Source organism: Gordonia sp. (in: high G+C Gram-positive bacteria), from assembly GCF_049647785.1.
GTDB lineage: Bacteria > Actinomycetota > Actinomycetes > Mycobacteriales > Mycobacteriaceae > Gordonia.
On sequence record NZ_JBARYI010000067.1, the window covers coordinates 1 to 11,330 of the forward strand.

Annotated in this window: 11 protein-coding genes; 4 read left to right on the forward strand and 7 right to left on the reverse strand. The window is 62.9% G+C overall.

All coding sequences use genetic code 11. From position 1 onward, the window contains the following. Positions 1–55: 55 nt before the first annotated feature. Entirely contained in the window at positions 56–2,593 is a 2,538-nt protein-coding gene (locus tag WBA38_RS10600) for an ATP-dependent Clp protease ATP-binding subunit (protein WP_424294778.1), read from the reverse strand. A 316-nt stretch (positions 2,594–2,909) separates the two neighbouring features. On the opposite strand from WBA38_RS10600, the gene WBA38_RS10605 reads away from it, so the two are divergent. After that, positions 2,910–4,172 (forward strand): hypothetical protein, encoded by a 1,263-nt coding sequence (locus WBA38_RS10605; protein WP_424322665.1) that lies wholly within the window; start codon positions 2,910–2,912, stop codon positions 4,170–4,172. Positions 4,173–4,194: 22 nt separating this feature from the next. Here the strand turns inward: WBA38_RS10605 and WBA38_RS10610 are convergent, their stop codons facing one another. Together WBA38_RS10610 and WBA38_RS10615 are read right to left on the reverse strand one after the other, a co-directional pair. Further along, positions 4,195–4,854 (reverse strand): GAP family protein, encoded by a 660-nt coding sequence (locus WBA38_RS10610; RefSeq protein ID WP_424296377.1) that lies wholly within the window; start codon positions 4,852–4,854, stop codon positions 4,195–4,197. A 94-nt stretch (positions 4,855–4,948) separates the two neighbouring features. After that, entirely contained in the window at positions 4,949–5,350 is a 402-nt protein-coding gene (locus WBA38_RS10615) for a winged helix-turn-helix transcriptional regulator (RefSeq protein ID WP_424296379.1), read from the reverse strand. 118 nt (positions 5,351–5,468) lie between these two features. On the opposite strand from WBA38_RS10615, the gene WBA38_RS10620 reads away from it, so the two are divergent. Then, complete coding sequence (locus tag WBA38_RS10620; protein WP_424296381.1) at positions 5,469–6,326, forward strand: NmrA family NAD(P)-binding protein; 858 nt, start codon at positions 5,469–5,471, stop codon at positions 6,324–6,326. A gap of 29 nt (positions 6,327–6,355) precedes the next feature. Here the strand turns inward: WBA38_RS10620 and WBA38_RS10625 are convergent, their stop codons facing one another. The 4 genes from WBA38_RS10625 to WBA38_RS10640 all read right to left on the reverse strand — a co-directional run bounded on the left by WBA38_RS10625 (position 6,356) and on the right by WBA38_RS10640 (position 9,146). Beyond that, positions 6,356–7,627: a M18 family aminopeptidase gene (locus tag WBA38_RS10625; RefSeq protein WP_424296382.1), complete on the reverse strand. Its 1,272-nt coding sequence runs from the start codon at positions 7,625–7,627 to the stop codon at positions 6,356–6,358. After that, complete coding sequence (gene purQ, locus WBA38_RS10630) at positions 7,627–8,307, reverse strand: phosphoribosylformylglycinamidine synthase subunit PurQ (RefSeq protein WP_424296384.1); 681 nt, start codon at positions 8,305–8,307, stop codon at positions 7,627–7,629. Before purQ ends, WBA38_RS10625 begins: the two co-directional genes overlap by 1 nt. A gap of 7 nt (positions 8,308–8,314) precedes the next feature. Beyond that, positions 8,315–8,554, reverse strand: a complete 240-nt coding sequence (purS, locus tag WBA38_RS10635; protein WP_424296386.1) for a phosphoribosylformylglycinamidine synthase subunit PurS — start codon at positions 8,552–8,554, stop codon at positions 8,315–8,317. 82 nt (positions 8,555–8,636) lie between these two features. Beyond that, positions 8,637–9,146, reverse strand: a complete 510-nt coding sequence (locus WBA38_RS10640) for a glutathione peroxidase (protein ID WP_424322666.1) — start codon at positions 9,144–9,146, stop codon at positions 8,637–8,639. A 72-nt stretch (positions 9,147–9,218) separates the two neighbouring features. On the opposite strand from WBA38_RS10640, the gene WBA38_RS10645 reads away from it, so the two are divergent. Both WBA38_RS10645 and WBA38_RS10650 read left to right on the forward strand, forming a co-directional pair. Beyond that, positions 9,219–9,689, forward strand: a complete 471-nt coding sequence (locus WBA38_RS10645) for a MarR family winged helix-turn-helix transcriptional regulator (RefSeq protein ID WP_424296390.1) — start codon at positions 9,219–9,221, stop codon at positions 9,687–9,689. A 41-nt stretch (positions 9,690–9,730) separates the two neighbouring features. Continuing rightward, positions 9,731–11,296 carry a DHA2 family efflux MFS transporter permease subunit gene (locus WBA38_RS10650; RefSeq protein WP_424322667.1) on the forward strand — a complete coding sequence of 522 codons (1,566 nt, stop codon included), beginning with the start codon at positions 9,731–9,733 and terminating at the stop codon, positions 11,294–11,296. Positions 11,297–11,330 lie beyond the last annotated feature (34 nt).

Sequence of the window (11,330 nt, forward strand, 5' to 3'; positions counted from 1 at the left end):
GCGGGATTGCTCCCGATGGCGGCCAGCGTCGGTAGTGCGTCAGTCGCGCGGCACGCTAGCTCGCGTCGCCGTCGGCGGCCTTCGTCAGCTCAACGGCTTCCGGGACCACGCGGGGACGGTCGGTGCCGGTGAACGTGAACTTCGCGTCCTCACCGTCACCTTCGCCATCCCAGCCTTCAACGTCGACCAAGATGATCTGGCCGGCCTTGATCTCGTCGAACAAGATCTTCTCCGACAGCTGATCCTCGATCTCGCGCTGAATGGTGCGACGCAGCGGGCGAGCACCGAGCACCGGATCGAAACCACGCTTGGCCAGCAGGCTCTTTGCCTGAGGCGTGAGTTCCAGATCCATGTCCTTGTTCTTCAACTGCGCCTCGACGCGACCGATCATCAGGTCGACCATCTGGACAATCTCGTCCTTCGTCAACTGGTGGAAGACGATGATGTCGTCGATACGGTTGAGGAACTCGGGGCGGAAGTGCTTCTTCAGCTCGTCGTTGACCTTCTGCTTCATCCGCTCGTAGTTGGAGCCAGTTCCGTCACCCTTGCTGAAGCCCATGCCAACAGCCTTGGAGATATCTCTGGTGCCCAAGTTCGAGGTGAAGATGAGGACAGTGTTCTTGAAGTCGACCGTGCGACCCTGGCCGTCGGTGAGGCGACCGTCTTCGAGGACCTGCAACAGCGTGTTGTAGATCTCCGGGTGGGCCTTCTCAACCTCGTCGAACAGGATCACCGAGAACGGCTTACGGCGAACCTTCTCCGTGAGCTGCCCGCCTTCGTCGTAGCCGACGTAGCCGGGAGGCGCACCGAACAGGCGCGACGCGGTGAAGCGGTCATGGAACTCGCCCATGTCGATCTGGATGAGCGCGTCATCCTCGCCGAACAGGAAGTTCGCGAGCGCCTTGCTGAGCTCGGTCTTACCGACACCGGACGGGCCGGCGAAGATGAACGAGCCCGACGGACGCTTCGGATCCTTGAGGCCAGCACGCGTACGACGGATCGCCCGCGAGACGGCAGCGACGGCATCTTCCTGGCCGATGATCCGCTTGTGCAGTTCATCTTCCATGCGGAGCAGCCGCGTGGTCTCTTCCTCGGTCAGCTTGAACACCGGGATACCGGTCCAGTTACCGAGGACTTCGGCGATCTCCTCGTCATTGACCTCAGCGACCACATCGAGGTCGCCATCACGCCACTGCTTCTCACGCTCAGCGCGCTCTGCGACGAGCTGCTTCTCCTTGTCGCGGAGGCTGGCAGCCTTCTCGAAGTCCTGGGCGTCGATCGCCGATTCCTTCTCCTTGCGTGCATCGGCGATGCGATCGTCGAATTCACGCAGGTCTGGCGGTGCAGTCATGCGACGGATACGCATCCGGGCACCGGCCTCATCGATGAGGTCGATGGCCTTGTCCGGCAGGAAGCGGTCGTTGATGTAGCGATCAGCGAGGGTCGCCGCAGCAGCGAGGGCACCGTCGGTGATCGAGACCTTGTGGTGCTGCTCGTAGCGATCGCGCAGACCCTTGAGGATCTCGATGGTGTGTTCCACCGACGGCTCGCCGACCTGGACCGGCTGGAAACGGCGTTCCAGCGCAGCATCCTTCTCGATGTACTTGCGGTACTCGTCGAGAGTGGTGGCGCCGATGGTCTGCAGCTCGCCACGAGCCAGCTTCGGCTTCAGGATGCTGGCAGCGTCGATGGCGCCTTCGGCGGCACCGGCACCGACGAGCTGGTGGAGCTCATCGATGAACAGGATGATGTCGCCGCGGGTGTTGATCTCCTTGAGGACCTTCTTGAGTCGCTCTTCGAAGTCACCGCGGTAGCGGCTGCCCGCAACCAGCGAGCCGAGGTCGAGCGTGTACAACTGCTTGTCCTTGAGCGTCTCAGGGACATCGTTGTTGACGATCGCCTGCGCCAGGCCTTCCACGACGGCAGTCTTGCCGACGCCGGGCTCGCCGATCAGCACCGGGTTGTTCTTGGTGCGGCGGCTCAGGACCTGCATGACCCGCTCGATCTCTTTCTCGCGACCGATGACGGGATCGAGTTTGCCCTCGGCCGCCGCGGCTGTGAGATTTCGACCGAACTGGTCGAGGACCAGCGACGTCGACGGGGTGCCGGACTCGGACGACCGGGCCCCGGTTCCAGCCTCGGCTGGCTCCTTGCCCTGGTATCCGGACAGCAACTGGATGACCTGCTGGCGCACCTTGTTCAGGTCCGCCCCGAGCTTGACCAGCACCTGTGCCGCGACGCCTTCGCCTTCGCGGATCAGGCCGAGCAGGATGTGCTCGGTACCGATGTAGTTGTGACCGAGCTGCAGCGCTTCGCGCAGGCTCAGCTCCAGCACCTTTTTGGCGCGCGGAGTAAACGGGATATGACCGGACGGGGCCTGCTGGCCCTGACCGATGATTTCCTCAACCTGGCTACGGACGGCCTCGAGTGAAATCCCGAGAGACTCGAGGGCCTTGGCGGCAACGCCTTCGCCCTCGTGAATCAGTCCCAGCAGGATGTGCTCGGTGCCGATGTAGTTGTGGTTGAGCATCCGCGCTTCTTCCTGCGCCAGGACGACAACCCGGCGTGCGCGGTCGGTGAACCGTTCGAACATTGTTCTCCCTCTATAGCTTGCGCCCCGGCCGCTGCCACGACAGTGTGACGTGCTTGGCGACCAGCCCTGCCTCCAGTCTAGTGGTCCCTGGTGACAGTGCGATGGTTACACCAGTCCTCGGGCGGGGGCCCGCGGCTGCGTGGGGGTTCTGTGGTTGATAACGCCGCGCTCAACGGCAATGTTCCCGACCTCGTACGCCCTGAGCGAACGTCGCGCAATCGTGCGTTTTTCGGCCCGTGGTTGACTGTTCTGCATGTCGCCACAAACGTCGTCACCGCGCCGGTCTCGCAATCGCCGGGGACATATTCCCGGTGGGATGGCCGCGGTTGCCGCTCTCGGATCGCTCGCGTTGGTGGCGACCGCCGGAATCGTCATGTGGGGCGCGCCCACCGCGCTCGACGGGGCCGACGCGAACGGGGTGTTGAAGTCGTACAGTGCCGAGCCCGCAGAAGCGTGGACGCTCGACGATGCCGTTCTACCCAATGCCAACGGAGAGGGGGCCGTGCGGGTCGCTGCCAGCAGTGATGACGACTGGCTCATCTCGTATACGGCGGGAATCAAGCACCGCTACCAACTGGTGGATGCGCGCACCGGCAACCCGCAGTGGGATCAACCGATCGACGCCGGGTTCGGCGCGTGCGCCGTGAACGACGCCCGCCAGATCGGGTGCGCCGTCCGAACCGGCCTCGACAGCCGCGACAACGGCTTCTACCTCGTCGACCGTGACAGCGGGGAGGCGACGCGAACTGCCGACGGCGATGACACCAGTTCACTGCTGGGATTCGGCAATAAGTTCGTCCACGTCAACCAGACCGGCTACCAGGTCAGTCTGCGCGATGCCGCGGGTCACACTGCCTGGAGCCGAACCTTTGCCGGTGCCGCGAAGGTACGCGCGCAGCACGGCCTGTTGATTGTGGACACCTCCGACGACGCCCACTTCGTCGTGGATCCGACTGACGGATCGGATCAGGTGTCCTGTTCGCAATGTTCGATCGATGTGTTCGATGGTGGCCTGGCGGTAACCAGTTCGACGTACGCCCATGAGTCGGTGAGCTTCTATCCCGTCACATCGGGCAAGGTGTCTGCCGAGCCAGCGGGGATCGCCCAAGGTATGGGAGTGGTGCGCGGACCGTCCACGTTCCCGGTAATCGCACCCGCTGGCCCGGATAGTTTGCTCGCGACCGGACACTATGAGGTCGTCGATCCGGCCACCGGCGACGCCCTGTGGCAGCTCGGTGATCCCGAAGTATCGAAGGCCAATGCACGTCCGTGCGGCCCAATCCTGTCGGTGGCACGCAAGGACCGCTCGCGGGTGTTCTTCGATCTGGCCGACGGCACCCGCCGCGGCTCAATGGCCCCGCCCGCACTGGACCAGCCCGATGCCAACCTCGATGCTGCAAATTGCGTCGGCGCCTCCACCCAGACTGCGGTATTCGCCAATCCCAACCAGATCACCGCCATCGACATTAATTCCGGCCAGCAGGCGTGGACGCGAAGCGTCCTCGGTGCCGTCGAAGACGTCGACGGCTATCTGACACTTCGCCAGGGCAGCACACTCACGGCGCTGGAGCCGAACTAACCGTCCTTGATCGTGCTGTTGTCTAGAACAGACCGCCAAGCCCCTTGCCGAACAACGAGACGCCGAGAACTAGGAACAGAATGGCCATCACGGCCTGGTTGTTGGCCTGCAGCCACACCTTGAGGGAAGCCAGGGGGCCGGCGAGTTTGGTCGACGCAACCTGGTAGGCGATCACCGGTCCGACGACGCTAATTGCGGCGATCACCGAAAACACCGCAACGCCAACGATCGACTCCCCGGTGCTGAGCGCGGCCGAGCCGATCGTGACGCCCGCCGCGATGCACAGCATCAAGTTCTTCGGATTCACCGCAGCCAGTAAGAAGCCGATACCGAAACCTGCGGGCACCTTCATCTCGTCGATCGCGGCCATCCATTTAGGCTCGGCGGCGGCGGCAGACCGCGAACGCCAATCCCGAACGCCAAGCGCCAGAAGCAAAACGCCGAGGACGAGTTTGGTCCAGGAGACTGTCGACGATGGGCCGTCGTCGGTATTCATGGCACCACCGACGAAGACGAAAACCACTACGGCGGCGACGATTCCGACCAGCCAACCGGCCGCGAAGCCCAGGCTCGTCGTCCGTGCATGCTTCCCCAACAGCATGAGGATGGCCGCGATAATCGGTACTGGCGAAACGGCGACGCCGATCGCGGATGGCAATAGATCACCAAGCACTGTGCCCACTGGATGAGCCCTTCTGATGGTTAACGGTGGTAGCGGTAAAGCTACGGGATTCGAGTTGCTCGCCGCCCGGTGATGCGGCAAGCAATCAAGTTACCTACTCGTGATGGCCGTCGTAGGCTTCGCGCGCATCGCCGACCGCGGGTACGTGTCCTTCAACGAGGTCGATCAAGGTCGTCAACTGCTGTGCAACCTGCCGTCCCATTTCGGTCAGGGAGTATTCCACGCGAGGCGGAATCGCCTGCAACATCTCACGATTCACGTATCCGTCGCGCTCCAGCGACTGCAGCGTCACCGACAGCATTCGCTCACTGACACCGTCGACCCGACGGCGCAGTGCATTGAAGCGCAGCTCTCCATCGAGGAGCGCAACCAGCGCTAGCAGACCCCAGCGACTGGTGACGTTCTGCAAGATTCCGCGCGAGGCGCAGTTCCGCGAGAAGACGTCGGCCTCAAGGGTGGGGTCGACGTCGTTCTCAAGCGGCTGGGCTTCCGGCATACCAGCATTTTACCCACAGACTTACCTGCACTGACTGAAACCATTGCACATTACTTTTAGTAAGTGCATTATGTTGTGAAAGTGGCCGTTTCGTGGTCACCAAGACGAAAGGGATCCCATGACTACCTACGCAGTGACAGGTGCCACCGGCGGCCTCGGCGGCGGGGCAATTCGCGCTTTGATCGAACGCGGCACCAATCCCGCCGACATCGTGGCGATCGTGCGCGAGGAAGCCAAGGCGGGCGCGCTCCGCGACGCGGGCGTGGAAGTCCGCGTGGCCGACTACGCCGATCTGGCCGCACTTGAGGCAGCTTTGACTGGCGTCGACAAGCTCCTACTCGTCTCCGGATCTGAAGTGGGACAACGCTTCCCCCAGCACAGCAACGTCATCAAAGCCGCGCAGACAGCTGGTGTCCGTCTCATCGCCTACACCAGCATCCTCCGCGCCGACAGCACGGAAATGCTGCTTGCTGACGAGCACCTGCAAACCGAAAAGCTACTCGCCAGCACCGGTATCGACACCGTCCTGCTGCGCAACGGTTGGTACTCGGAGAACTATGTGCAGTCGCTGGCACCGGCCATCGACACCGGCGTCTTCGCTGGCAGCGGCGGCACCGCCGTCGTCAATCCGGCTGCGCGCGCCGACTACGCCGACGCCGCTGCCGTAGCACTCCTCGAGGCCCCGGCCGGCGCAATTTATGAACTTGTTGGTGACGAGTCACTGACCTACGCCGACATTGCCGGAGCCTTCGCGACCGCCAGCGGCCGACCCGTCAGCTATCAGGACCTACCGGAAGCCGACTACGCGGCCGGACTCGTGGCGGCAGGCGTTCCCGACGGTTTTGCCGCGACCCTCGCAAACTCCGATGCGTCGGCCGCCCGCGGTGCACTCGCGTCGGATTCAACAGACCTCGCCGACCTGCGAGGCAAGCCCAGCACCGGATTCATCGAGGTCGTCAAGGCTGCACTCACGTAGGGGAAGCCGCTCAACGTCTCGGCTTGTCGTCAGCGTCGCAGGAACGCGGCCAGGGCCGCCGAGTACATCGGGACGTCGTCGGTGCCCATCAGTTCGCGAGCACTGTGCATAGCGAGTTGCGGGGCACCGACATCGACGGTCAGCAAGCCGGTCCGAGTGGCCGTCAGCGGGCCAATCGTGGAACCGCATGGCAGGTCGGCGCGGTGAATGTACCGCTGTAGCGGCACTTCTGCGTCGCGGCAGGCCAGCGCGAACTCGGCCTCACCGATCGCGTCGGAGGCATACCGCAAGTTCTGGTTCACCTTCAACACCGGACCACCGTTGACCGCAATGTGGTGCGACGGCTCGTGCCGGTCGGAATAGTTCGGGTGCGTCGCATGCGCCATGTCGCCGGAAACACAGATGCTCGCGGCCATGGTGCGCAAGAAGTCGTCACGGTTGCCGCCGGTCGCGGCAAGGATGCGCTCGCACACCGTGACCAAAAAGTCCGACGACGCTCCGCGCTCGGAACCCGAACCGACCTCTTCATGATCGAAGAGGGCCAGCATCGTGACTGCGCCCGAAGGCTCCGCATCGAGCAGCGCCCGCAAACCCGCATAGCAGGTTCCCTGATTATCCAGGCGGGGTGCGCTGAGCAAATCGCCCGCAGCACCAATGATCTGCGACGGCGCAACGTCGTGGGTCATCAGTTCCCATCCGAGAACTGCCGTCGGATTGATCCCCACATGATCGGCCACGTAATCCAGCAGCGGATCGGCGTCGCCCACCCCTCGAATGGCGTCGACGTGCCGCTGCGGGTTCAACGTGACACCCTTGCGATCTTCGGACAGGTGTATCGCCAACTGCGGAACCCGAAGGATCGGCTCGTTGATCCGCACCAGTTTGAACGCGACCGTGCCCGCGTCGTCGTAGGCCAAGCGGCCCGACAATCCGAGGTCGCGGTCGAGCCACGAGTTCAGCCAGGCGCCGCCGTACGGTTCTAGAGCAACGGTTGCGAGGCCAGCGCTCGAGCGATCGGGGTGCTGCTTGACCCGAAGGTTCGGACTATCGGTGTGACCACCGACTATGCGGAAACGCGAAGCGTCCGAGGACGATTCGGCGTTCCAGGCGATGATCGATCCGCCTCGGACCACATAGTGGCGTCCTGCCGCGGCACCGGCCCAAGCCTCAGTCTCCGACAACCGCGTGTAGCCCGCACCATCGAGTTCGGCCGCGACCGTCGCACAGACGTGAAACGGTGACGGCGAGGCGTCGATAAATTCCGCCAGACCCGCAGCCGATGCGGAAGTGGTTACCGTCATCAGACGGCCGCGAGCACCGAGTCCAGCGCCGAGTAGAAGAACCCAAGACCATCATCGCTCGGGCCGGTGAGGGCCTCCGTCGCGTGCTCCGGGTGCGGCATCAAGCCGACGACACGACCATTGGCGCTGGAGATTCCGGCGATGTCGAGCGACGAACCGTTCGGGTTGTCTCCGGCGTAGGTGAACGCAATGCGACCCTCGCCCTTGAGTTCCGCGAGGGTTTCCTCCGAGGCCACGTAGCGTCCTTCACCCGACTTGAGCGGGATCAGAATCTCGGCACCCAATTCGTAGCGGGAAGTCCACGCGGTGGTGTTCGATTCCACCCGCAGCCACTCGTCGCGGCAAATGAAGTGCAGTCCCTCGTTGCGGGTCAATGCACCGGGAAGCAGTCCAGCTTCGCAAAGGATCTGGAAGCCGTTACAGATACCGAGGACCGGCATGCCACGTTCGGCAGCGGCCACTACTTCGCGCATGGCGGGAGCAAAGCTGGCGATCGCGCCGGCGCGCAGGTAGTCGCCGTACGAGAAGCCACCCGGAACGATGACCGCGTCGACACCCTTGAGATCAGCGTCACCATGCCAAAGGCTGACGGCTTCGCCGCCCGCGGTGTTAACCGCGCGGCTGGCGTCGACATCGTCGAGGGTTCCGGGGAAGGTAATGACTCCAATACGAGCAGTCATGACGCCCTTACTCCGAGACTCGCGAGACGTTGAAGTTCTCGATGACCGTATTGGTCAGGAGTTCTTCAGCGATTCGCTCCAGCGTGGCGTCGTCGACGCTGCCGTCAACTTCCAGCTCAAAACGCTTGCCCTGCCGGACATCTGAGACACCCGAGAACCCCAGGCGACCCAATGCGCCGACGATGGCCTGGCCCTGCGGGTCCAGAATCTCGGCCTTGGGCATCACATCGACCACTACACGCGCCATTAGCCGCACTGCTCCTTAAAACAGATGGTCATCAAATTCGGCCCGAGTGGGCCGAACGAACACGCCTTTTACTGTACCTGGACTACGCGCCGGTATTGATGGCTGCCTCAATGGCCGTGATCACTTCTGGAGCGTCCGGTTCTGTGCGGGGACGGAAGCGTGCGGCGACAGTGCCGTCTGCGGCGACGAGGAACTTCTCGAAATTCCAGGTGATATCGCCAGCTTCGCCGTCGGCGTCGGGGGTTTCGGTGAGTGCCGCATAGAGGGGGTGACGGTTGTCGCCGTTGACGTCAGTCTTCTCCAGCAGCGGGAAGGTGACGCCGTAGGTGGTGGAACAGAAGGTGGCGATCTCTTCCGGGGTGCCGGGTTCCTGGCCCATAAATTGGTTCGACGGGACGCCCACCACGGTGAGACCCTTGGGTCCGTAATCCTTCTGCAGCTGTTCGAGGGCTGCGTATTGCGGGGTGAGACCGCACTTGGAGGCGACGTTGACCACCAGGAGCGGACCGGTCAGATCGGCGAGGCGAAAGTCGCCGCCATCGAGAGCACGGACGGGGATGTTTTTAATGTTGGAGTGACCCATGTCCCACATGCTAAACGTCGGTGAGCGAACTCACCAGTTGTTGCGTTGCAGCAATTATTGCGTGGGCGTAAGTTCTTTCGAGTGTCCGAAACTAAGACCTCCGTCGAGTCCTGCACCAGTGCGCTGGTGTCGTTTTTCGAGCAAGTCGCGGATCGGGCCTCCTGTAGCACCGTCGACCGCGTAGCCGCTACCGACATGACCCTCTCGCAGCTCCGCATGCTGATGGTCCTGTCCCGCAGCGAACACGATCTGTCAGTGAACGAGTTGGCTGACGCCGTCGGACTGTCGCTTGCTGCGGCCGGTCGCGGCGCCGACCGACTCGTGGCTATCAATCTCATCACCCGGCGGGAAGACGAATCCGACCGTCGGGTTAAGCGCCTGTCGATCTCCGAAACCGGACGCGAACTAATCGCCAATCAGTTCCGGATTCGGGACACCGAAGTCGCCGAGATCGTAGCCGAAATCCCCAGTGACATTCGGGGCCGAATTACTTCGGCTCTGAACTCTGCTGTCGAATGCATCGCAAAGGCCCCCTCCACACTTTCGCGGTAATCCCCATCACCGATTTTGATCCTTCACGAAACGAGAACCCTATGACCTCCTCCCCACCGGGAGTCGATAGCACCAAGCTGGGGCGGGACGTCTTTGTCGTCGCTGGCGTTGTGGTGCTGGGCGCCATCATGTCGATCCTCGACGTCACCGTCGTCGCCGTCGCGCAGCCGACCTTCATGTCGACGTTCGATACCTCCGCTGCAGGTGCAGCCTGGTCCATGACCGGTTACACGCTGGCCCTGGCCGCCGTGATTCCGGTTTCCAGTTGGGCCGCTTCACGGTTCGGTACCAAACGCGTCTACATGGCGTCGTTGGTGCTGTTCCTCATCGGCTCCGTCCTGTGTGCGTTGGCCTGGAACATCGGTTCGCTCGTCGCGTTCCGCGTGATCCAGGGCTTCGGCGGCGGTTTGCTGATGCCCATCGGCATGATGATCATGACCCGCGCTGCCGGACCTGAGCGCGTCGGTTCGGTCATGGCAGTCCTCGGCATCCCGATGCTGCTGGGCCCCATTATGGGACCGATCCTCGGCGGCTGGCTCATCGAGATCGCTTCGTGGCACTGGGTGTTCCTCATCAACGTGCCGATCGGCATCATCGCGCTGGTCTACGCATTCATGGCGCTGCCCGGCGACGATCAAGAACCCGGTAAGAAGATCGATATCCCCGGCCTGTTGATGCTGTCGCCCGGCCTGGCGCTGTTCCTGTTCGGTGTTTCCTCCAGCGCCGACGAACGCACGTTCAACGCCCCGCGCGTCTACATTCCGATGATCATTGGTGCCGCACTGATTGCCACGTTCGTGTGGCATGCCCTCCGCGCCAAGCACCCGTTGCTCGACCTTCGCCTGTTCCGCAACCCGACCCTCCGCATCGCCATCATCACCATGTCGCTGTTCGCGATCGCCTTCTTCGGTGCATCACTGCTGTACCCGCAGTACTTCATCGTGGTTCGCGGCGAGACGACGCTGATGGCGGGTCTGCTGCTGGCACCGCAGGGCTTGGGTGCCATGTTGACGATGCCGATTGCAGGCAAGATGACCGACAAGATCGGTCCCGGCAAGTTTGTCCTCGTCGGCCTGGTCCTGATCGCTATCGGCGTCGGAATGTTCATTTCCCTCGGTACGGACACCTCGTACTGGTACCTGTGCGGCGCGCTCCTCATCCAGGGCCTCGGTATGGGTATGACGATGATGCCGATCATGTCGGCAGCGCTCGCAACCGTGCGACCGTCGGAGATCGCTGACGGGTCAACGCTGATGAACGCCATCCAGCAGACGGCCTCGTCGGTCGGTACCGCAGTCATCACGGTCATCTTCACCACGATGCTGCTGCCGCTGTCGCGGGCCATGATGCAGGCCGGTGGCGACCCGGAGAAGACGATGAACGCGATGGTCGAGAACGGCGTCAACGTCAAGGACCCGGTCGCCGTCGGCCAGGCCGGACAGAGCACCCTGGCAGACATCGCCTCAACCTACGGTGACACGTTCATCATTGCGACCATCCTGGTTGCCTTGACGCTGATCCCGGCGTTCTTCCTGCCCCGCAAGAAGATGGAAGTTCACACCGACGTGGAAACGCGCGAAGAGAAGGTCCTCGACCCCCTCGGCTAGCCTCCACTCCGTTCCCGCATGATGCGTTGAATCC